The sequence below is a fragment of the Ferrimonas sediminicola genome (assembly GCF_005116715.1).
In the GTDB taxonomy this organism is placed as follows: Bacteria; Pseudomonadota; Gammaproteobacteria; order Enterobacterales; family Shewanellaceae; genus Ferrimonas; species Ferrimonas sediminicola.
The window spans coordinates 43018-64987 of the sequence record NZ_SWCI01000005.1; the positions used below are offsets into that span (position 1 = coordinate 43018).

17 protein-coding genes are annotated in these 21970 nt (G+C 60.7%); 11 read left to right on the forward strand and 6 right to left on the reverse strand.

Features of this window, described 5'->3' with window-relative positions:
- Positions 1-201 precede the first annotated feature (201 nt).
- The gene (locus FCL40_RS09475) at positions 202-432 is read right to left on the reverse strand and encodes a hypothetical protein (RefSeq protein ID WP_136853057.1); all 231 of its coding nucleotides are present in this window, start codon (positions 430-432) and stop codon (positions 202-204) included.
- 495 nt (positions 433-927) lie between these two features.
- Here FCL40_RS09475 and FCL40_RS09480 point away from each other — a divergent pair, with 495 nt between their 5' ends.
- Both FCL40_RS09480 and FCL40_RS09485 read left to right on the forward strand, forming a co-directional pair.
- On the forward strand, positions 928-3075 hold the full coding sequence (locus FCL40_RS09480) for a M3 family metallopeptidase (RefSeq protein WP_136853058.1): 2148 nt from the start codon (positions 928-930) through the stop codon (positions 3073-3075).
- Between the two features lie 177 nt (positions 3076-3252).
- Complete coding sequence (locus FCL40_RS09485; protein ID WP_136853059.1) at positions 3253-3897, forward strand: nitroreductase family protein; 645 nt, start codon at positions 3253-3255, stop codon at positions 3895-3897.
- 43 nt (positions 3898-3940) lie between these two features.
- Here FCL40_RS09485 and punC read toward each other — a convergent pair whose 3' ends face one another.
- The gene (gene punC / locus FCL40_RS09490; RefSeq protein ID WP_136853060.1) at positions 3941-5152 is read right to left on the reverse strand and encodes a purine nucleoside transporter PunC; all 1212 of its coding nucleotides are present in this window, start codon (positions 5150-5152) and stop codon (positions 3941-3943) included.
- A 138-nt stretch (positions 5153-5290) separates the two neighbouring features.
- Here punC and punR point away from each other — a divergent pair, with 138 nt between their 5' ends.
- From punR to FCL40_RS09505, 3 genes are all read left to right on the forward strand, one after another.
- Positions 5291-6193, forward strand: coding sequence for a DNA-binding transcriptional activator PunR (gene punR / locus FCL40_RS09495; RefSeq protein WP_136853061.1), 903 nt, complete (start codon positions 5291-5293; stop codon positions 6191-6193).
- A gap of 259 nt (positions 6194-6452) precedes the next feature.
- Positions 6453-8813, forward strand: coding sequence for a M1 family metallopeptidase (locus FCL40_RS09500; RefSeq protein WP_136853062.1), 2361 nt, complete (start codon positions 6453-6455; stop codon positions 8811-8813).
- Positions 8810-9283, forward strand: coding sequence for a DUF6702 family protein (locus FCL40_RS09505; RefSeq protein ID WP_136853063.1), 474 nt, complete (start codon positions 8810-8812; stop codon positions 9281-9283). Before FCL40_RS09500 ends, FCL40_RS09505 begins: the two co-directional genes overlap by 4 nt.
- Here the strand turns inward: FCL40_RS09505 and FCL40_RS09510 are convergent, their stop codons facing one another.
- Positions 9284-9778: a GNAT family N-acetyltransferase gene (locus FCL40_RS09510; RefSeq protein WP_136853064.1), complete on the reverse strand. Its 495-nt coding sequence runs from the start codon at positions 9776-9778 to the stop codon at positions 9284-9286.
- Positions 9779-9829: 51 nt separating this feature from the next.
- Positions 9830-10522: an aspartate/glutamate racemase family protein gene (locus FCL40_RS09515; protein WP_136853065.1), complete on the reverse strand. Its 693-nt coding sequence runs from the start codon at positions 10520-10522 to the stop codon at positions 9830-9832.
- Positions 10523-10710: 188 nt separating this feature from the next.
- Between FCL40_RS09515 and FCL40_RS09520 the strand changes: the two genes are divergently transcribed.
- From FCL40_RS09520 to ablB, 4 genes are all read left to right on the forward strand, one after another.
- The gene (locus FCL40_RS09520; RefSeq protein WP_136853066.1) at positions 10711-11472 is read left to right on the forward strand and encodes a hypothetical protein; all 762 of its coding nucleotides are present in this window, start codon (positions 10711-10713) and stop codon (positions 11470-11472) included.
- A gap of 299 nt (positions 11473-11771) precedes the next feature.
- Entirely contained in the window at positions 11772-12968 is a 1197-nt protein-coding gene (locus tag FCL40_RS09525) for a KamA family radical SAM protein (protein WP_136853067.1), read from the forward strand.
- Positions 12969-12978: 10 nt separating this feature from the next.
- Complete coding sequence (locus FCL40_RS09530) at positions 12979-14424, forward strand: sodium:solute symporter family protein (RefSeq protein WP_136853068.1); 1446 nt, start codon at positions 12979-12981, stop codon at positions 14422-14424.
- Positions 14417-15280, forward strand: coding sequence for a putative beta-lysine N-acetyltransferase (ablB, locus tag FCL40_RS09535; RefSeq protein WP_136853069.1), 864 nt, complete (start codon positions 14417-14419; stop codon positions 15278-15280). Before FCL40_RS09530 ends, ablB begins: the two co-directional genes overlap by 8 nt.
- 122 nt (positions 15281-15402) lie before the next feature.
- On the opposite strand, the gene FCL40_RS09540 is transcribed toward ablB, so the two are convergent.
- Entirely contained in the window at positions 15403-16911 is a 1509-nt protein-coding gene (locus FCL40_RS09540) for a hypothetical protein (RefSeq protein WP_136853070.1), read from the reverse strand.
- A gap of 327 nt (positions 16912-17238) precedes the next feature.
- Between FCL40_RS09540 and FCL40_RS09545 the strand changes: the two genes are divergently transcribed.
- Both FCL40_RS09545 and FCL40_RS09550 read left to right on the forward strand, forming a co-directional pair.
- On the forward strand, positions 17239-18129 hold the full coding sequence (locus FCL40_RS09545) for a TPR end-of-group domain-containing protein (RefSeq protein WP_136853071.1): 891 nt from the start codon (positions 17239-17241) through the stop codon (positions 18127-18129).
- Between the two features lie 336 nt (positions 18130-18465).
- Positions 18466-20040, forward strand: a complete 1575-nt coding sequence (locus FCL40_RS09550) for a BCCT family transporter (protein WP_136853072.1) — start codon at positions 18466-18468, stop codon at positions 20038-20040.
- Between the two features lie 705 nt (positions 20041-20745).
- On the opposite strand, the gene FCL40_RS09555 is transcribed toward FCL40_RS09550, so the two are convergent.
- Positions 20746-21951 (reverse strand): carbohydrate porin, encoded by a 1206-nt coding sequence (locus FCL40_RS09555; RefSeq protein WP_169307065.1) that lies wholly within the window; start codon positions 21949-21951, stop codon positions 20746-20748.
- Positions 21952-21970 lie beyond the last annotated feature (19 nt).

Sequence of the window (21970 nt, forward strand, 5' to 3'; positions counted from 1 at the left end):
ACTGAATTCAAAAAGGGATTGCTCATAGCTCGATGGAGGGAGCCGCGATTCGTGGAGTTCCGATGCAGGATGAGCCGACAAGCCCCAAGAGCCCAGTGGTCCCAGGTTGATTGGAGAACACTGGATGCCCCTCCGGGGTTAACGCCGTTGCGGCACCCGTCCACCACCCTCTCCACCAAGCCTTTCAATCTGCAGGGAGGATTAAGGCGTACTCGGGTTCACCCACCAACCGTGATTCTCGCTGTCCGGACCGGTGCTGGGGGTATCGAAATAGTGGCTGAGGACGCGATTTGCCTCCTCCAGAGAGGGCTGATAGCCCAGCTCCTCCCGACAGCGCTCCAGGAAGTCGCAGGTGCTGAATCCCAGGGTAACGTCACCGCTCATGGCGGCAACCCGCAAGATGGTCTCTTCGCTGAAATCCTTCAATGACATGTTGGCCTCCCCCTGGCCTGCTAACCCCACCCCCTGGAGTTCGGCGGGCGACAGATCGCATACAAGGAAGCTATCACCCGGCAGGCGCTTGTTTTGTGACCAGCGCCACAAACGTCGTTTCGGCCCGAGTTTGGCAGGCGTTGCCCTGTCATCCGGCAGCGATCCCCTTGAGGGGCACCACCTGGTGCGCAGAGGAGTTTCGGCCCCCAGTGCCTCCCTTCAACGATGGCACCATGCCCCGGAGGCCGAACCCCCAACGAGCCCTGATGGAGAGCAACCTCCCGGTTTCAACACTTTCGCCCAAAAGCTAAGCAAGTTGAAACACTTGATTACAGATCCCGGCAGCTGGAGATTTTCGTTCACCAGCCCTTTACGATAAGGTATCGCCACCCCCTCTGGTTGCTAACGACAGAGGATCATAACTAGAACGCACGCAGCCAAAGGCGCTCCCGTCCTTGGGGCGAATGCGACAAGCCATTTAAGAAGGAAGACATGATGCTTCGACAATCCCTGCTTGCGTCAGCCGTAATGCTGTCGCTTGCTGCATGCACCTCCGTGGACACCGGCACCAAAGCCGACACCGCCCAGGCGGTACAACTGGCCGACAGCAACCCGCTGAAGAACGAGAGCCCCCTGCTCTACCGTGCCCCAGATTTTACCAAGATCGACGACAGCCACTTCAAGCCTGCCATGGAAGCGGGCATGGCCGCACAACTGACCGAAGTCGAAGCGATCGCCAACAACCCCGACGCCCCCACCTTCGAGAACACCGTGGTGGCCATGGAGAAAACCGGCGAACTGCTGAGCCGCGCCGCCAGCGTGTTCTACAACCTGGTCGGCTCCACCAGCAACGACGCCCGCCAGGCGCTGGCCGCCGAGATGGGCCCCAAGTTCTCCGAGCACAACGACAACATCTACCTGAACGACAAGCTGTTCAAGCGGGTAAGGACCATCTACAACCAGCGCAACGAGCTGAGCCTGGATCCCGAAGGCCTGCGTCTGGTGGAGAACTACTACCAGGACTTCGTGCTCTCCGGTGCCAACCTGAACGACGCGGACAAGAGCAAGGTTCGCGAGTTGAACAAGCGCCTGTCCACCCTGACCACCAAGTTTGGCGACAACATCCTCGCCGCCAGCCAGGAGGGTGCCCTGCTGGTAACCGACGCCCAAGAGCTTGACGGTCTGTCCCAAGGCGAGATCAACGCCGCCAAACTGGCCGCCGAGAGCGCGGGCAAAAAGGGCTACCTGCTGACCCTGACCAACACCACTCGTCAGTCCGCTCTCTCCAGCCTGACCAACCGTGACCTGCGTGAAAAACTGTGGCGTGCCTCTGCCTACCGCGCCACCAGCGGTGAATACGACAACCGTCCCGTGCTGCTGGAACTGGTGAAGCTGCGTGCCGAAAAGGCTGCGTTGTTCGGTTACAACAGCTGGGCCGAATACCAGCTGCAGACCAGCATGGCCAAGACCCCCGAAGCGGTCCTGGACCTGCTGGGATCCATGGCCCCCAAGGTAGCCGCCAATGCTGCCAACGAAGCCAAAGCCATCGAAGCCATGGCATCCAAGGACCAGGCCAACTTCGAAGTGAAGCCCTGGGACTGGCTCTACTACGCCGAGAAGGTGCGCCAGAAGGAGTACAACCTCAACTCTGCCGAAGTGTCTCAGTACTTCGAGTTCAACCGCGTTCTGGAAGATGGCGTGTTCTACACCATGAACCGTCTGTTCGGCATCACCCTGAAGCCTCGAACCGACATCCCTGTGTACCACCCGGATGTGAAGGTGTATGAGATCTTCGACAAGGACGGCAGCTCTATGGGCCTGTTCTACGCCGACTACTTTGCCCGTGAAGGCAAGCGGGGCGGAGCCTGGATGAACACCTTTGTCAGCCAATCCAACATGAAGGGCACCCAGCCCACCATCATCAACGTGATGAACATCCCCAAGGCCCCAGAAGGCGAGCCTCAGCTGGTGAGCTGGGATGAAGTGACCACCATGTTCCACGAGTTTGGTCACGGCGTGCACGGCCTGTTCTCCGACGTCTACTACCCAAGCCTGGCTGGCACCAACGTCTCCCGCGACTTCGTGGAGTTCCCCTCCACCTTCCAGGAGGACTGGGCTGCCGACCCAGAGGTGATCGCCAACTACGCCAAGCAGTACAACACCGGCTCCCCGATTCCTAAGGAGCTGTTGGACAAGGTACTGGCTGCCAGTAAGTTCAACCAGGGCTTCGACACCCTGGAGTACCTGGCCGCCGCTCTGGTGGACATGGAGTGGCACGCCCTGAGTGCTGAGGAAGCCGCCAAGATCACCGATGTGGAAGCCTTCGAGAAGGCCGCCCTGGCCAAGCACGGCGTTGATGTGGAGGCGATTCCGCCCCGCTACAAGTCCGCGTACTTCGCCCACATCTTCGCAGGTGGTTACTCGGCCGGTTACTACGCCTACATGTGGTCCGAGATCCTGGCCGCCGATGCCTTCGCTCACATGCGTGACAACGGCGGTCTGACCCGCGAAATGGGTCAGCGTTTCCGAGACACCATCCTGTCCCGCGGCAACAGCCAAGACCTGATGAAGACCTACCTGGACTTCAAGGGCAGCAAGCCGGATACCACCGCCCTGCTGGAGCGCCGTGGTATCTCTCTCTAAGTCACTCTTTAGAGATTGAACGAGCCGGCCCCGGAGGCCGGCTTTTTTCTGCCCGAAACTCGGCAGCCTGCACTGATAACGACAGAGTGCCGGCGCCACGCAACATGATCTGCCTCCTTGAATTTTCCCCCTTTGGGGTCACACTGAGGCTCTGGTCTGAACAGGAAGCAAACAACCATGATAAACACACTGCAACAGGTGCTGGAACAGCGCTACTCCACCAAGGTGTTCGACGCCAGCCAAGGCGCCGACGAACAGAAGGTCCAGGCCCTGATCGATACCCTGCGCCTGGCGCCCTCCTCCATCAACAGCCAGCCCTGGCAGCTGTTTGTTATCTCCAACCCCGAAGAGAAGGCGCGCCTGGCCAAGGCCGCCTGGGACTACAACCAGCCCAAATTCCACGATGCCTCCCACCTGTTCGTGTTCTGTGCCAAGACCGAATTTGGGGCCGAAGAGGTGATGGAGCTGGAACAGCTGGTGGCGGAGGTGCGCGGCACCGAGGTGAACCAGGACCGCGTCGCCCTGATGACCAACTACGTCGAGGGGATGGACCCGGCGGATCGCCAGGAGTGGCTGAAGAAGCAGGTGTACCTGCTGTTCGGTCAGTTCCTGCTCTCCTGTGGCCTGCTGGAGCTTGACGCCTGTCCGGTCGAGGGCTTCCTGCCCGAGGATCTGGACACACTGATGGGTCTGGAGGAGAAGGGGCTGACCTCGGTGGTGACCGCCCTGGTGGGGGTACGCTCCAACGAGGATTTCAACACCCTGGACAAGGCCGCCAAGGTCCGCATCCCCCGCGAGCGTTTCGTCACCGAAGTGAAGTGATCTTCATTCCATAGAAAAGGGGCGCCAAGCGCCCCATTTTTTTCTATGACTCCCGCTCATCGATGGCAACCCGGGCCGGATCCGGCAGCGCCCACTGACGGCGCTGGCCGGGCTCGGACAGCACATACCCCAGCATCACCCCGATACAGCTCAGGCCGATGGCGATGCCGACGGCGGCCTGGGCCTGACCGGCAAACAGGGCCACGGCAGCACTGGCGGCGAAGCTGACGCTGATCTGGATGCTGTTCTGCAGGCCGGCGCCGGTGGCCGGGCACTCCCTGGCGCACCCCAGGGCCCGGTTGACGGCGATAGGATAGAGGGCACCGTTGGCGGCGGCCAGCAGGCAGAAGGGCGCCAGCATCGGCCAGATAACGGGGAGGGGCAGCAGGGAGACGACCGTCAGCAGCAGCGAGGCAAACCCGAACAGCACCAGCAGCTGTTTCAGCATCCAGCCATCCCCCAAGCGCTCCACCCACCGTTTGCCCAGATAGCCGCCGCCCAGGAAGGCCAGGGTCTGGGGCAGGAACACCAGGGCGATGTCGCCGGCGCCGTAGCCCATCCCGCTCATCACCCTGGGCAGGCCGGTGAGAAACGCGAAGAACGCCGCCGAGCCAAAGCTGTAGATCAGCACATTACCCACGTAGCCAGGGCGTCGCAGCAACAGGCCGAAATCGGCGGCAATGCTGCCCTGGGGGGGCTGTGGCGGCCGGCCGGGGCGCTTCAGGGTCGCCAGGAAACAGCCTCCCCCCATCAGCGCCAGCCCGATGAAGATCCCCTGCCAGTCGAACCCCTGCATCAGAACCACCCCGAGTTGCGGCGCCAGCGCCGGAGTCAGCGCCACCAGGGGCATGATGCTGGCAAACAGCCGCTGAGCCTCACGGTCGCTCTTTTCGCCCACCACCATCGCCTGCCAGATCACCGCCGCCGCCGAGACCCCCAACGCCTGCAGGGCACGCAGGGTCAGCAGCTGCCAGATGGCCTGGGTAAAGGCGATGGCCACCGAAGCCGCCACAAACACCGCCAGCCCGGCCAGCAGCGCGGTGCGGTGGCCAAAGCGATCGGAGAGGACGCCCCAGAGCAGCTGGCCAACGGCCAGGCCGGCCAGGAACACCGACAGCGACAGCGCCACCGCCTCCGGGCCGCTGCCAAAGAACCCCTGCATCCGCTCGAAGGCGGGCAGATACATGTCGGTGGCCACAAACCCCAGCATCGACAGGGCCGCCAGGTAGAGCATCTCCAGTTTGGTGGTTTTCACATCAAATACCTTTCAACATTTTTCATCGAGCGAGGTGGCGCCAGCCCCATGTATATTGAGGCTGTGAATTGTATTGATCGCTATCCGGAAAATTAAACGATATTATTCTGGGTTATCGTTCAAAATATTTGATTGGTTATGTTTGCCAAAGCCGACTTGGAACTGCTGGATTGTGTCGCCCGCCTGGGCAGTTTCACCGCCGCCGCCGGGCGGCTGCACAAGGTCCCCTCCGCCATCAGCTATCGGGTGCGCCAGATAGAGGGGGAGTTGGGGGTCACCCTGTTCCATCGTCTGCCACGCCGGGTGGAACTGACCGAAGCCGGCCGGCACTTCATCGGCGAGGCCAGGGCCATGTTGCGCCAGATGGAGGAGGTCAAGGCCCAGACTCAGCGGGTGGCCAGTGGCTGGCAGCAGACCCTGCGCCTGGCCCTGGACAACGTGGTCAAGCCGCTGCGGATCACCGCTCTGGTGCGTGATTTCTACCGCCACTTCGATAACGCCGAACTGGTGATCGGCATGGAGGTGTTCAACGGCGTCTGGGACGCGCTGGCTGAGGGCCGGGCGGATATCGCCATCGGCGCCACCTCGGCCATCCCGGTAGGCGGTGACTTTGGCTACCTGGAGATGGGCGATCTGGAATGGGCCTTCGTGATGGCCTCCCACCACCCCCTGGCCAAGGAGGCCTGTCCAAGCGAGGAGGCCATAGGCCGCTACCCCGCCATCAGCCTGGAGGACAGCGCTCGCACCCTGCCTAAACGCAGCAACTGGCAACTGCCCCAGCAACGGCGGCTGATGGTGCCGGACTGGCCCAACGCCATCGCCTGCTTCAGCGAGGGGCTGGGGCTGGGATGCATGCCCCGCCACTATGCCGACCCCTTGATTGCCCGGGGCATCCTGGTGGAAAAGTCCCTGCCCGACCCGCGCAGCCCCAGCCCCTGTTGCCTCGCCTGGCGCAAGGACGACAGCAACCGGCTGCTGGCCTGGGTACTGGACTACCTGGGCGAGGACAGGGGCCAACTCAACCGGGAGTGGCTGAACTGACCCTCTTAAAAAGAAAAGCTTACACAATTTTTCCTGTTCCCATTTCCCCCACTTTCGGTGGATTTCACCAGTAAATCCCGGATGTTAACCTCAGCTTAGATTCTTGAATAATATTTGTTGGTTGGCTGTTCGCCCGGGCGCCAGACGGCGGTTTTCCCCGGTGCAGACCCTATGGTATCTTGCCCGCGCCACAACGCCCCGCCGCACCACTCTCATAACCAGAGCGGCCGGGGATACACCCTTAAGAAGGAAACCGTCCGTGTCATTTCGCTCCCTTTTCCTGGGGCTGTCGCTGATCGCCACCACAGCCCTGGCCGCCGACCCGCTGCTGGTCGCCGGTGACAAGTTCCGCCAGCTCGAAGAGCTGCTGCCCACCCCCAACAGCTACCGCACCGCCTCCGGGGCCCCCGGCCACCAGTACTGGCAGCAGCAGGCGGATTACCACATCGACGTCACCCTGGATGACGCCAACCAGAGCCTGTCGGCCACAGAGGTGATCACCTACACCAACCACTCCCCGGATACCCTGCGCTACCTGTGGCTGCAACTGGATGCCAACCGCTTTCGCCAGGACTCCATGGCCAACCGCATGCGCACCGTGTCCGTGGCCGACGAGGGGGACAAGGCCAACCGCATCGACATGGGCAGCTACCGCCGGGAACTGATGACCCAGGTGCACCCCTCAGGGATCAACCTGACCCGGGTCAACGGCAAGGGCGGTGAGCCCCTGAAGTACACCCTGGTGGACACCCTGATGCGGGTGGACCTGCCCACGGCCCTGAAGCCCGGCCAGAGCTTCGAACTCACAATAGGCTGGCAGTATCAGATCCACGAGCAGAAGGCCCTGGGCGGGCGTTCCGGCTATGAGTATTTCGAGCGGGACGACAACTACCTCTACGAAGTGGCCCAGTGGTTCCCCCGGATGGCGGTCTACAGCGACGCCCACGGCTGGCACAACAAGCCGTTCCTGCGTCACGGTGAGTTCACCCTGGAGTTTGGCGACTACCAGGTAAACATCACCGTCCCCGCCGATCATGTGGTCACCGCCACCGGTATCCTGACCAACCCGGAGGAGGTACTCACCCCGGTCCAGCGGCAACGGCTGGCGCAGGCCAGAAACGCCAACACGCCGGTGCAGATCATCACCAAGACCGAGGCGCTGGAGAATGAGAAGCGCCGCAGCGAGGACACCAAGACCTGGCGCTTCAAAGCCGACCGGGTGCGCGATTTCGCCTGGGCCTCCTCCCGCAAGTTCCTTTGGGACGCCCAGGGCTACAACAAGGGCGGCACCGACACCCTGGCGATGTCTCTCTACCCGGAGGAGGCCACCCCCCTGTGGGACAGGTACTCCACCGCCGCCATCGTCCACACTCTGGATGTCTACAACCGCTACAGCTTCGACTACCCCTACCCGGTGGCAATCTCGGTCAACGGTCCGGTGGGCGGAATGGAGTACCCCATGCTCTCCTTCAACGGTCCCCGCCCCGAAATCAACAAGGAGGACCGCAGCGACCGCACCTGGTCCAGGCGCACCAAGTACGGGTTGATCACCGTCATCATCCACGAGGTGGGCCACAACTACTTTCCGATGATCGTCAACTCCGATGAGCGCCAGTGGAGCTGGATGGATGAGGGGCTGAACACCTTCGTCCAGTACCTGGCCCAGCAGGCCTGGGAGGAGGAGTATCCCTCCAAGGGCGGCGAACCCCGGGAGATCATCTCCTACATGAAAAGCGAGGGTCAGGTGCCAATCATGACCAACTCGGAGTCGATCCTGCAGTTTGGCAACAACGCCTACGCCAAGCCGGCCACCGCCCTCAATATCCTGCGGGAAACCATCCTCGGCCGTGAGCTGTTTGACTTCGCCTTCCGCGAATACGCCGAGCGCTGGAAGTTCAAGCGCCCCATGCCTGCCGACTTCTTCCGCACCCTGGAGGACGCCTCCGGGGTGGACCTGGACTGGTTCTGGCGCGGCTGGTTCTACACCACCGACCATGTGGACATCAGCATCGACCGCGTGCGTCATTTCACGGTGAACACCAAGGATCCGGAGATCGAGTCCCAGTGGCAGCGCCGCCAGCATCAGGAGAAGCCGGAGACCATCACCGAACAGCGCAACCAGGGGATGCCCAGGTTTATCGACGGCAAACCTGAGCTGCACGACTTCTACAACGACCATGACCAGTTCACCGCCACCAACCAGGCCCGCAACGACTACGCCGACATGTTGGCCAAACTGGAGCCCTTCGAACGGGATCTGCTGCAGGATGACCACAACGTCTACCTGCTGGATTTCTCCAACCTCGGCGGCCTGGTGATGCCCATTCTCCTCGAGCTCAGCTACGACGACGGCAGCAGCGAGTCCCTGACCCTGCCGGCGGAGATCTGGGTGAAGAACGCCCAAAAGGTGACAAAGATGCTGGTACGCCCCAGGGAGAAGCGGCTCACCTCGGTGGTGGTGGATCCCCATTGGCAGACCGCCGACACCGACGTGGACAACAATCACTACCCAAGGCAGATCCTGCCTTCGCGTCTGGAGCTGTTTAAGGAGAAGAAGAAGAAGAATATGATGCAGAACTACGCCGAGCCCCTGAAGGAGAGCGGTAAGGAGGACGGATGAGGCCATGGCTTCTGGTGCTGGCACTGCTCTGCGGCAGTGCCTGGGCCCATCAATACCACTTCGGGCTGACGGAGATGGCCCTGAGCCGAGATGGCCACTCCCTGGAGATCATCCACCGCTACAGTGCCCGGGATATGGGACTGGCGCTGGAGCTGCCCGCCAGCAAGGGGTTCGCCGACGCCGAGCCCCAGCTGCGAGCCTATATGGAGAAGCACTTCAGGGTGGAAACCGATACCGGTCTGGCACTGCGGCCCGACTGGGTGGGCATCGACCCCAATGTCCGCGACCTGCTCATCTACCAGGAGCTGCCCATCGCCAAATACCGCGGCCAGCCCCTGACCATCACCCTGACCCTGCTGCAGGAGGTGGAACCCAGCCAGGTGAACACCCTCAACCTGCAGGGTTTCCAAGACACCCAGAGCTGGCAGTTGAACCGGGCGTCCCCCTCGGTCACCCTGACCCTGCCCTGACTAGCCGGCCTGGGGCCTGAGCCTGGCCATCAGCAGGGCATCCACATAGTGGCCGTCTCGGAACGCATACTCCCGGGCGGTCCCCTCCACCTCGAACCCCTGCTTGCGATACAGTGCCAGGGCCGGCTGGTTGCCAGTGTACACCTCCAGCTCCACCCGGCGCAGCGCCAGCCAGTTATCCGCCAGCTCCAGCAGAGCCGACAGCAGGGCGGTGCCCACCCCCTGTCCCTGGAACTCCGGATGTACCGCCATCCCCAGGTTGGCCACATGACGCCGCCTGGGGGCGGTCGACAGCTCCAGGCCTCCGTTGGCCACCACCCTGCCCTGGAGCTCCACCACCAGCAGATGAAGATTCTCCGGCTTGCCGCTCAGGCGCTGATGCCACATCTGCTCCGTGGGATAGGGCAGCTGCAGGGTATTGCCATAGCACTCCGGCTGGGCCATGGTTTGGCAGATGTCGACGGCGTCCTCGGGGCGTGCTGCACGGATGATCATGGGTTCTCCCTTGTCTATTTCATTGAAAATTTTAGATGTTTTTTCTTTTTCTCACGATTCCAGTGCCTTTTCAACCGCCGCGTCGGCGTGAATCCTGGTGGTATCGAACAGGGGCACCCGGGTGTCGCTCTGGGTCACCAGCAAGCCGATCTCGGTGCAGCCGAGGATCACCCCCTGGGCCCCCCTGCTGGCCAGCTCATCGATGATCTCCAGGTAGGCCTCGCGGGAGGCGGGCTCCACCCGTCCCAGGCACAGTTCCCGGTAGATCACCCGGTCCACCAAGGCGCGCCCCGGGTCATCGGGCACCAGCACCTCGATCCCCCGGGTCTGAAGCCGCTCCCGGTAGAAGGCCTGCTCCATGGTAAAGCGGGTGCCCAGCAATCCGATCCTGTCTATCCCAGCGACACTCAGGCGCGCCGCGGTGGCGTCGGCGATGTGTAGCAGGGGCACACCGATGGCCTCGGAGACTTGGCTGGCCACCTTTTGCATGGTGTTGGTGGCGATCAGGACCAACTCCGCCCCCGCCCCCTCTAGGGCTCGGGCGGCATCCGCCAGCATCGTCCCGGCGCGCTGCCAGTCACCGTCACTCTGAAGCGCCTCGATCTCGGCAAAGTCGACACTGTAGAGCACCAGTTTGGCGCTGTGCAGGCCTCCTAAAGCGGCGGCAATACCCCGATTGATCTGCCGATAGTAACTGACGCTGGACTCCCAGCTCATGCCGCCAATGATGCCGATGGTCTTCATAGCTTCTCGATCCTCTGACTGTGTGCGCCAGCTCAGGGCGGCGTGGCCGCCCCGCTTGCACAAAACGGCCTCCCAGCCTGGCCTCAACGCCCGGAGTTGATGGGAGAATAAGTTGATTTTTAACCATAAAGCTTAACAGCCCAGGGGGAGTTGAGTATGATTTGACCAGCATCTCCAGGAGAAACACCATGAGACTTGCCCTGCTGCTGCTCTCCCTGATGTCGGTTTCACCGCCCGGCTGGGCCGAGCACGCCTACCCCAAACTCTACTACCAGGTCGATCACCTGCGCTCATTCGACTACGCCATCTCCGGCAATCACTGGTACCCGCCGACATCGGAGAATCGCCGCGTCATTCAGGGGATCCTGGCACTCAATGCAGCGGAGAAGGAGACACAACGGATAAGTGACCTCAGCCGCGACCCGAATCTGGCCCTCGGGATCAGACAACTGGCGGCGGAAGTCAGCTGCCTGATCTACCGCTATCTGGCGGGCGAGGGAGAGCGGCCTCTGTGCTTCGATGCGCCCTCCGCTGACGCCCGGCGCAAGCAGAGGACCCCCTTCTTCGACAGTCAGGGACGCTACTATGACGCCCCCCTGACCCTCACCTACCCTATGCGGGCATCACCACACCTCAGCTACCGTTTTCGCTATCGGGTCCCCTCGGGAAGCCGCTATCCTCTGGACAACCCCTTCTATCCCGTCCATCAGCTGGGCTACGGACTGGCAGGCAACGACAGCCGGGCCCTGATCGTCACTGTGTTCCTGGAGGTGCTCGCCGAAACGGAACCGGGCAACTGGCAGCCCAGTCCACCGAGCCAGACTCAGCTCCCCCTGTACCTGCAGTTGCCCTCACAAAGGGCGATTCGCCACAGCGGCGGCCTCAGGGCGGCCTTCAACCTGGGCCACAAAAACGTGCGCCTTCTGGACTACACCGGACAGAGGTGGTAGTCCGCCACTCGGGGCGGCGCCATTCGGCCTGCCCCCATACGACACCTTGTTCCCCATCGACCATAAGTTTGAGATCTAACCTACGCACCCAAGAACCCACCAAAACAAAACGTTAACCATTCGTTACGTCATACACACCCAAAATCCACAACACACATATTTCGTTGTTTTACAACATATTACTAGGTTTACTCATGAGTTGCTCAGGCGTCCCCAGTTGAAGTCACCGCAATTTGACGGTATTTTAATTTGAGCACTAATGGTTTCAGCACTAACTTTTCAACAAACGGATGTTCAACATGTCGACCAATACCGCTGAGAAGCAGAGTTCCACCCCCTCCAGAAAGGCCATCCCCCTCACCCTGATCGAACCCACCTCACCACAGCATTTTGCCAACCGCAGCGACCTGATGAGCTTCGATGTCTCCGCCCACCCCTGGCGTGAAACCTTGGCCAAGTCCTTCAAGACCGACAGAGATTTGGCCAAGGTTTTACAAAACGTCCGCCCGGTCGATCAGCAGGTTTACCAGGTAATTGCCGCCAGGGTGACTCCCTACATCGCCCAACTGATGGATGAGCGGAATCCCAATTGTCCCATCCGTATTCAATACGTCCCCGAGCAGGACGAGCTCAATGTGGCCCCCCATGAGATGGGTGATCAGCTGTCCGAAGACGACATGATGCCGGAAGGCACCTCCATCGTTCACCGCTACCCCAACCGGGTGCTGTTCCTGGTCCACAATATCTGTGGCGCCTACTGTCGACACTGCACCCGAAAACGGATGGTGTCCGACCCACTGAACGTGATCTCCATGGAACGCATCCGCCGCTCGGTGGATTACCTTCGGGAGCACCCGGAGATTCAGGACGTGCTGCTCTCCGGCGGCGATCCCCTGCTGCTCACCGACGGTAAGCTGGACCAGATCCTGTCTATGATCCGCGAAGCCCGCCCCGACCTGAAAATTCTACGCATCGGCAGCCGCCTGCTGGCCCAGCTTCCCACTAGGGTGACGCCCGAACTGTGTGAGGTCCTGGTGAAAAACCGCGTCACCCTGATCAACACCCAGGTGAATCACCCCAAGGAGATCACCCCGTTGTTTCAGGAGCGCATCGCCATGCTGCGCCACTCAGGCATCATGCTGGGCAACCAGAGTGTGCTGATGAAGGGAGTCAACGACGATGTGCAGGTGATGCGGGATCTGGTGATGGATCTGGTGGCCAACGGCATTCGCCCCTACTACGTCTACTCCATGGATCCTGCGCCCGGAAACAGCAAATTCCAGGTGAGCTACGACCGCATGCTGGAGATCTACCACGGCATTCGTGGCTGGGTCTCCGGGCCAGCCATCCCCACCTTCATCGTCGATGGCATTGGCGGACTGGGCAAGATGCCGGTGCAGCCGGAATATGTCCGTAAAGTGCAGGACGGTGAGCAGACCAGGCTGGAAGCCACCAACTTCGAAGGCCGCAGCGCCGACGTCTCCTACCTGCTCTAAGGTCTGGCCGATGCACACCATCGACTACTTGCTGTTCCTGGGCTACTTGGTGGTCCTGCTGATGGTGGGGTTCCACTTCTACCGTCGCCACAGCGGTGGGGAGGATTACTACCTGGCGGGCCGCAACCTGCCCGCCAGGCATGTCGGTTTCTCCATCGCGGCCACCGACGTGGGCGGTGGATTTTCCATTGGCCTCGCCGGATTGGGATTTACCATGGGGCTCTCCGCCAGCTGGTTGCTGTTTACCGGCCTGTTGGGCGCCTGGCTGTCAGCGGTGCTGCTGATCCCCAAGATCAAGCAGCGGGAGCGCCACCAGAGCCTGTTTACCTACCCGGACCTGCTGCGCCACCATTTCGGCCCCAGGGTCGCCATGGCGGCGGCGGTTATTTCGGCGGTAGGTTACCTGGGCTTCACCGCGGCCCAACTGCTCGCCGGTGCCAAACTGGCCTCGGCGACCCTGATTCCGGCGTCTCTGCCCCTGGAGAGCCCGCTGACACTGGCGCTGTGGGTCATCGGAGGCACCACCATCCTCTACACCGCCTTCGGGGGATTGAAGGCGGTGATCATGACCGACAGCATCCAGTGGCTGATACTGCTGCTGGGGCTGCTGTGCCTGGCGCTGCCCTTGGCCTGGCTCCAGGTGGGCGGCTGGGATGGTCTGAACCAGTCTCTGCCTCCCAGCTTTTTCAGCCTCGGCAGCCTCGGTGCCCCCACCCTGATCAACTGGATGGTGACCATCACCCCCATCTGGTTTGTCGCCATGACCCTCTATCAGAGGATCTTTGCCTGTCGCGATCAGGCAACCGCCCGTCGAGCCTGGTTTTTGGCCGGGCTGTTGGAGTATCCGGTAATGGCGTTCAGCGGCGTCTTGCTCGGCATGTGCGCCCGGGTGCTGTTGCCGGAGATGGAAGCGGAGAGCGCGGTACCGGCCATGATCCGGGATCTGCTGCCTATCGGTGTCACCGGGCTGGTGGTCGCCGCCTACTTCTCCGCCATCATGTCCACCGCCGACAGTTGCCTGATGGCCTGCTCGGGTAACCTGATCAACGACCTTATCGGCCTCAAGGACAATGACCGAGATACCGTTCGCTACTCGATGCTGGCCACCTTGCTGCTGGGGCTGGTCGCCATCCTTCTGGCAGCCAAGGCGGAATCGGTACTCTCGGCCATCCTGATGGCCTATACCCTGATGATCTCCGGACTGGTGATGCCGACCCTCGCCTGCCTGTTCTGGCCATCGGTGCAGACAGGCGCGGCCCTGGCGTCGATGCTGGCAGGCAGCCTCACCGCGCTGTGGCTGATGCTGCCAGCGCTGCCCACGCCAACGCCGATTCGGGAGAGCGGACTGGATGCAGGGGTATTTGGTTTGGCCGTCGCGGCCATGGCGATGGCTGGCACTCATCTGATTCAACACTGTTTTTCCAACAACCCGACTCAAGGAGAGGTCCATGAGTAACCTCTTGGCATCCCCACCGCCGCAGGCTCCGTACGACGTCCTGGCGTCACTGGAGGGAGCCCAGATTCAGCATGGCCCCAACAACAACCGCATCTATCTAATGGAGCTGGGCAAGGCAGACCCCGCCCGGCTTATCGACCAGATGCAGGATCTGGCTGCAGAAAAGGGCTACGGCAAGATCTTTGCCAAGGTTCCCGAACATCGCGCCAGTCAGTTCCTGGCCAAGGGATTTAGGCTGGAAGCCCGGATCCCAGACTTCTACCCTGAGTGTGATGCGCTGTTTCTCGGTCACTATCCCGACCCTCGACGAGCCCTTGACGGCGAGACACACCAACTGCACCGGGTGCTGCAACTGGCAAAGCGCAACCTGGCTCCGGTGCCCTCCACCGCCGTCGACACCGGTGTGCGCCGCTGTACCCCAGAAGACGTTAGAACAATGGCCAGGCTGTATCGGCGGGTCTTTCCCAGCTACCCCTTCGCCATCGATGATCCCGACTTTCTGCTCGACAGCATGAGGGACAACGTCGACTACTTCTGCATAGAGCAACAGGGGCGGATGCTGGCGGTTGCCGCGGCGGAAAAGGCGCCGCACTCCCTGACCGCAGAGATGACCGACTTCGCCACCCTTCCCGACGCCCAGGGCCATGGCTTCGCCGGGCGGTTGCTGCAGCAGATGGAGCGGCAGATCTCGCATCAGGGATACAGGCTGGCCTACACCATAGCCCGGGCTCACTCGGTGGGAATGAACCGCACCTTTGCCAGACACCGATACCTAATGGCGGGCCGTCTCACCAACAACACCCAGATCGGCGGGCGCATCGAAACCATGAACGTCTGGTACAAACCACTGAGGTAGTACCCGCTCCAGATTGGGCCGATACACAGCGCACCGGCCACACAGCGAGGGGAGCATTCTCCATGCTCCCCTCTTATATCGCCAACGAGGCTTGAGACGCCGCCCGCATCGGGCCCCCGAGGTCACGACCTCTGGGGTTCGATCCTCAGGGAGGGGAACAGCCACAGCAGCCAGGCCTCCATCACCGGTTGTGGCGAATGGCAGGTCAGCTCCGGCTGAGCGGTGACATCGGTCACCTTGTAGTCCGGCTGACAGGGGGAGGCCACCGTCATCTCCAGGCCAACCACGGACAGCCCCAGGGAGTGAGCCGCCAGCAGGGCGGCGCGTCTCAGGGCGGGATGCAACCGCTCGGTCACATCCTGAGTACCCCCGCCGCCCTCGGCACGGTCGGCACCATCCTCGGCTGAAACCGCCTGATCCTCCCGATACTGAGTCCCCACCTCTGCGGCAAACACCTCGTTTCCTATTACCAGCACATTCAGGGTGTGGCCAAAGATACTCTCTTGGGCCAACCATGGTCGGTGGGACTCCTCTCTCCCCTGCCAGGCCTCGGCGAGTTGGGGGTCGGTCATCAGTTGCCGCCGCGCCTCGCCGTCGTCGGCTCGAAGCGCCGGCACCAGGTCTACCGACCTGAAGGGGATGGCGAACGCCTGAAAATCCTCAAAGGCGGTGAGTTCAGCCTGTGCCGGTACTGCCACCCCCGAGTTGGAGAGGAGTGCATGGGTCACCCGGCGATCTTCGCAGGCGCGCACCGCTACCGCGCTGCTGCTCTCCGGCATCGAACCCTGGCAACGCACGGACTGGCCCGCCAGATGAAGTGAGAAGAAGTCCCTCTGCGGATCCTCCAGCTGTACGGAGAGCCCCAACCGACGGGCCTGATCCAGCAACATCGCCGTGTCGGCACTCAGCAGGTTCGAGTCACATTCGGCTTCGGCGGTGTACAGCGGTTCGTTGATGGCGTTGCGATTTTTAACTGAGTACACCGGAACGCGCACAAACCCCAACTGCTCCACTAGCGAGCAGGCATGGCGGTCATCGTGAACGATGGAGAGATCCATGAAGCGCCTGCCTTTCCCGGAGAAGCGCTTGGCCAGGCCGGTGATCAACGCCCGCTCCACCCCCTCCACCGGACAGTCCGGGTCGATGGCCATCCCCCAGGCACTGGAGCCGTTGTCGGGATCATTAAACGCCAGTTTATGGTCGATGCCGGTCACACACCCCAGCAGCTTGCCGGTCTGCTCATCCTCGGCCAGCAGCATGGACAGCGAAGGATCCGCAAACATCTTGTGAGTAAAGTCCTCACCGAGATCCACCCGACCCAGGCTGAGCAGCAGGGTATTGATGTTGTGTTCGTCCCAGCCGCCCATCATGGGGCGAAGCCGGATCCTGCCGGTCTCAGTGGCCGAAGAGTCAAAGGTGGAGAGCGCCAGCCGATAGGTCAGGGACGGGTCGATGAACAGCTGCTGGGGGGCTTTGGACACCAGGACCTGGGGTTCTCGGCAGTAAAACACCACATCCGAACGCAGCTGCTCCTCGCCATCGAGGTGATCGATCAGCTGCTGGTGGTTCGAAAAGGTGTGACCAAACAGGACCCGGCCCCAGCCACAGTGTACCTGCGCTGCGGATTTCATTCTTGCCCCCGCCACTTTGGGGATCTCTTCCCAGTGCCTGAGTGATGCCATCGACTTAAAATCCAGTGCCAGATTACCTGGTTCGCTCACAACTGCCTCCAATTCCGATTCTGAAACGCCGTTAGCCGCCAGTGGTCCCTGCCAGAGAGGGGACAGATCCACTACCGACCAGAGATAATGTTACAGCTCTAAGCATTAAATATCAAAAATCGGAATTGCACCATCAATTTATCAGGGGCTTACAGAGTGAGTTGCGCCATTTCTCTTCGAGACCGAGAAAGGGTATAGTTTGTGCTCTAGCATTTCAGTAACGAGCCAGGAACCTTTATGCGACTCACACCGATCCCCCTACTGCTCTTCGTCACACTGCTATTCAGCCAGGCATCGCTGGCGGAGCAACAGTCCACTGCAGAGGAGCCGGAAGTCAGAAACAGGGTCAGCCAGTTGGACAAACCTCTCTACAACCCCTTTATCGAGCGTTACCTGCTGGACGAGGTCAAAGCCCTGAGGACCGAGCTGCAATCACAGCGGGCGGAGTTTCTTACCGAGTTAAATCGCAAACAGTTGACCCTGGCCAACCACTCGGTGACCTACGCCACGGACACGGTCACCTACTTCTTCTACCTGGTGGCTGGCGTCTCCTCCCTGTTGGTTCTGGTAGGCTGGACCTCCATCAGAGACATCAAGGAGAAGGCACTCTCCCTGACCGATCAGGAGGTCACCAAGCTGGTCAGCCGCTATGAGAAGAGGCTGAAAAGTGTCGAGGAGCAGATGAATGACAAGGAGCGGCTGATCTCAGAAAACAAGAGCGAGCTGGAACGTACCAACGAGGTCCACTCCCTGTGGTTGAGGGCAAGTCAGGAGGTCAGTGAAGAGCAGAAGATCGCCATATATGACCAGATCCTCCAGTTAAGACCCGATGATGTGGAGGCCTTGACCTATAAGGCGGATGCGGCCCTGGAACTCAGTGAACCCAAATGGGCCATCAACCTTTGCCGTCAGGCGCTGCAGATCGATCCGGAGAATGGTCACGCGTTCTACCAGCTTGCCTGTGCCGCTTCCGCCCTGGGCGAACTGGATGAGGCATGCCAGCACCTGCAGAAAGCGATCGACATATCACCCGACTACCTGGGGTACGCAGACAGCGATCCCCAACTTCGCCCCCTCGCCGAGAGCGGCAGGTTGGCGGGGTTAACGCTCAACCAGCCGGATCAATAACGCCTGCCCGCAGACTTTTGTTCCACATATAATGATTTGAGCACGATTCTTTGTCCTGTTTGGGGGGGATTATCCCCCTCCCAAACCCTACTCTGCCCAATCCCATGAAAATATTTACCAGAAATTGCCACAGACACACCAGCCATTAAATTTCAGTAAGTTAAATATCTACAAGAACAACTTTTACCCATAATGGTAAACATTTTTTCGGCCGAGGCGGGACAATTAACAAGTTTGAATTGAGGTTGACCCTAACATTTTGTTAGCATTGGCTGTCGTTAACGACACAACAAATCTCAGCATTTTGTTTGTTCTCAAACATAATAGAGAGGAACAATGAGTAACCCCATAGATAAATACAGTATTGAAAATACCGACTACACCGTCGGCCAGGACAACATCCAGAAATGGGGATTTGATGTCCACAACCCGGTCTTCGGCATCAGTGCCGGCCTGATTCTTCTTTTCCTCGCCGCCATCCTGATCAGCGATGCCGCCACCGCCAAAGCCGCCCTCGACGGCATCAAGTGGAAAATCATAAACAACTTCGACGCCCTCTTTATGTGGTCGGCTAACCTGTTCCTGATTTTCTGTTTGTGGCTGATTGTCAGCCCCTATGGTCGCATCCGCCTGGGCGGTTCCGAGGCACGCCCCGAACACTCCAACCTCTCCTGGATGGCGATGTTGTTTGCCGCTGGTATGGGGATCGGCCTGATGTTCTGGGGAGTCGCGGAACCGGTGGCCTACTTTACCGGTTGGTATGAGACCCCGCTGGGCGTGGAAGCTCACTCCCCCGAGGCGGCCAAGGTGGCCATGGGCGCCACCATGTTCCACTGGGGTCTGCACCCTTGGGCCATGTATGCCATCGTGGCACTGTCACTGGCCTTCTTCTCCTTCAACAAAGGCCTGCCCCTGTCGATCCGCTCCATCTTCTACCCCCTCCTGGGCGATAAAACCTGGGGTTGGTTTGGCCATGCCATCGACATCATGGCCGTGTTGGCCACCCTGTTCGGCCTGGCCACCTCCCTGGGCCTGGGTGCCCAGCAGGCCAGCAGCGGCATCAACCACGTCTTTGGTACCGATGGCGGCGTCGGCATGCAGGTCGGCGTCATCGCCTTCGTCACCGGACTGGCGGTGATCTCCGTAATTAGGGGGATCGAAGGTGGAGTAAAGGTGCTGAGCAACGTCAACATGCTGGTGGCCATCGCCCTGCTGGTGTTTGTGGCCCTGGTGGGCGCCGCGGTGGCCTTTGGCAACCTGGGGCAGACCCTGCTGGGGTACGCCGAAACCATCATCCCCCTGAGTAACCCCCATGGCCGTGAGGATGAAGCATGGATGCACGGCTGGACCGTGTTCTACTGGGCCTGGTGGATCTCCTGGTCTCCTTTTGTTGGCATGTTCATCGCTCGGGTCTCCAAGGGGCGTACCATACGTGAGTTCCTGATCGCGGTGATGTTCATCCCCACCACGGTGACCATCATCTGGATGTCCGTGTTCGGCGGCATCGCCATTGATCAAGTCATCAACAAGGTGGGCGAGTTGGGCACCAATGGTCTGTCTGATATCACCCTGGCTCTGTTCTACACCTTCGAAGCCCTGCCCTGGAGCAACCTGCTGTCGGTGATCTCCATCGTGCTGATCATGGTATTCTTCATCACCTCATCCGACTCCGGTTCGCTGGTGATCGACAGCATCACCGCCGGCGGCAAGGTGGATGCCCCGGTTCCCCAGCGTATCTTCTGGGCCAGCATCGAAGGGGCCATCGCCGCCACCCTGTTATGGATTGGAGGCACCGAGGCGATCCAGGCGCTGCAGGCCGGTACCATCTCCACCGCCCTGCCCTTCACCCTGATCCTTCTGCTGATGTGCGTCAGCCTGGTGAAAGGGATGAGGACCGAGCCAAGAGGCTAACCTCACCTCCAAAGAGAAGGGGGCGCCATGGCGCCCCCTTTTTACTAACCTGCTCTCAGCAATACTCTGTAAGTCGTCGCCCAGCAGGAGGCCGGGAACCGGAGTCTGTCGAGAGCAGTATCCGGGATGGAGACATCCCTCCTAGAGCCCCCCCCCCCTTGCCCACACAGCCTCTGGATACCGGCGTGCGCCGGCATGACCGCGTTGGAGGGCGCCGCAGTGGGTTGAATCAACGCTGTACCAAGCTGCACAGTACTCCCGAGCCTGGCTACCGGGTGCTCCCTGCTCCATACGCACAATCGTCACCCCGGCGAATGCCGGGGCCCAGTGGCTTCACTCTGCAGCAACCTGAAGATGACTGCTGAGCCTGGCTACCCTGGCTACCGGGTGCTCCCTGCTCCATACGCACAATCATCACCCCGGCGAATGCCGGGGCCCAGTGGCTTCACTCTGCAGCAACCTGAAGATGACTACTGAGCCTGGCTGCCAGGTGCTCCCTGCACCACACCCACAATCGTCACCCTGACGCACGTCAGGGTCCAGTGGCTGTCGAAAGGAGCGCCCAGTTGCCATTCCTGCTTGAGGGTGTCACTACATGGGCCAGCCCAGTTACACCAAGGCATCGCCTAACTTCAACAGCTCATTCAGACACAGTCCCAAAAAAGCCCCGCCAATTGGCGGGGCTCTATTCGCCGGGCTTCTGGCTTAGAAGTAGTAGCCGAAGTTAATGTTCAAACGCTTGTTGGTGTCGCCACTGCCGACCAGGGTGCCGCCGATAAAGGGCTGGTTCTCGGCAACCACGAAGTCCACATAGGTGTAGAGGCCGCCGGCGCTGATGGCCATCCCGGTGACGTTCATGAAGGTGTCGTCCAGGCTGCCGGGTTTATCGGTCATCAGCGAGTAGTCATTGTAGAAGGTCAGGTTGGTCACCGGACCCAGCTTCACCGGCAGGCTGTAGGCGATGTTGGCGGTGTAGGTGATCGCCTCGGCCGGGATGGAGTCGTAGAAGGCATAAGCACCCACCACCATCTGCTCCACGTCCATGCCGTCGATGTCGTACTGGTAATCCGCCGCCTGCAGCTGAAGGTTCCAGGCACCGTAGTTGATCACCCCGTGAATCGCGGCGGCCCAGTGATCACCGTCCAGGTTTCCATCGACCTCCAACTCGCCAAGCTGACCGGACAGCCCCAGCTCCACCGAGCCCCCATCCAGTTGCAGAGTATGGGCATAACGCAGGTTGAAGGTGTTGGTTTCGCCCGCCTCCAGGGTCGGCACATCGTAGGTGCCCTCCCCCTCCAGGCGCACCCCGACCACATCGTAGGAGTAGCGGTCGCTGCGTTCGGAGACATAGCCGTCAATGCCGCCCTGTTCATCGTTCTTGTAGAACGCCAGGTCCAGTCGATTTCGTTTGGACTCAAACTTATAGTTCAGGCCCATATCGTAGTCATCTTCCAGGCCCGTGTAAAAATTGGAGCTGAAGAAGAAGCTGTGGGAGGCATAGGGCAGAATGCCGAAGGGCACCTGGGTCACCCCCAACTGACCGCTATGGCTGTCGCTGAACTCATAGCCGACCCAGGCATGATGCAGCACATCCATATACTGGTACCAGCGATACTGAACGGACAGGGTCAGATCGCCAATCTCACCATTGGCGTCCAGCCTGAAGGTGTCGAAATCGAAGTCGCCGCCCCGGTCGCTGTTGTCATCGTTATAATCTTCATAGCTGTATTGGAAGCGGGCCGCCCCCCCTAGGGTGATGCCGCCCTCCTCCTTACCCTGTTGTTGCTCTACCGCGTGTTGACGGCTTTCCAGCTCCTCAATGCGCTGCTTGAGCTCCTCGAGTTCGCTGCTCTGGGCGGAAACGGTGGCAGAGAAAATCATACCGATGACTATGGCCAGTTTGGTTTTCATTACTTCTCGTCCTAAATGA

Coding starts and splice junctions, on each gene's coding strand:
- FCL40_RS09475 (WP_136853057.1), bottom strand. CDS start 432: ATGTCATTGAAGGATTTCAGCGAAGAGACCATCTTGCGGGTTGCCGCC.
- FCL40_RS09480 (WP_136853058.1), top strand. CDS start 928: ATGCTTCGACAATCCCTGCTTGCGTCAGCCGTAATGCTGTCGCTTGCT.
- FCL40_RS09485 (WP_136853059.1), top strand. CDS start 3,253: ATGATAAACACACTGCAACAGGTGCTGGAACAGCGCTACTCCACCAAG.
- punR (WP_136853061.1), top strand. CDS start 5,291: ATGTTTGCCAAAGCCGACTTGGAACTGCTGGATTGTGTCGCCCGCCTG.
- FCL40_RS09505 (WP_136853063.1), top strand. CDS start 8,810: ATGAGGCCATGGCTTCTGGTGCTGGCACTGCTCTGCGGCAGTGCCTGG.
- FCL40_RS09510 (WP_136853064.1), bottom strand. CDS start 9,778: ATGATCATCCGTGCAGCACGCCCCGAGGACGCCGTCGACATCTGCCAA.
- FCL40_RS09515 (WP_136853065.1), bottom strand. CDS start 10,522: ATGAAGACCATCGGCATCATTGGCGGCATGAGCTGGGAGTCCAGCGTC.
- FCL40_RS09520 (WP_136853066.1), top strand. CDS start 10,711: ATGAGACTTGCCCTGCTGCTGCTCTCCCTGATGTCGGTTTCACCGCCC.
- FCL40_RS09525 (WP_136853067.1), top strand. CDS start 11,772: ATGTCGACCAATACCGCTGAGAAGCAGAGTTCCACCCCCTCCAGAAAG.
- FCL40_RS09530 (WP_136853068.1), top strand. CDS start 12,979: ATGCACACCATCGACTACTTGCTGTTCCTGGGCTACTTGGTGGTCCTG.
- ablB (WP_136853069.1), top strand. CDS start 14,417: ATGAGTAACCTCTTGGCATCCCCACCGCCGCAGGCTCCGTACGACGTC.
- FCL40_RS09540 (WP_136853070.1), bottom strand. CDS start 16,911: ATGAAATCCGCAGCGCAGGTACACTGTGGCTGGGGCCGGGTCCTGTTT.
- FCL40_RS09545 (WP_136853071.1), top strand. CDS start 17,239: ATGCGACTCACACCGATCCCCCTACTGCTCTTCGTCACACTGCTATTC.
- FCL40_RS09550 (WP_136853072.1), top strand. CDS start 18,466: ATGAGTAACCCCATAGATAAATACAGTATTGAAAATACCGACTACACC.
- FCL40_RS09555 (WP_169307065.1), bottom strand. CDS start 21,951: ATGAAAACCAAACTGGCCATAGTCATCGGTATGATTTTCTCTGCCACC.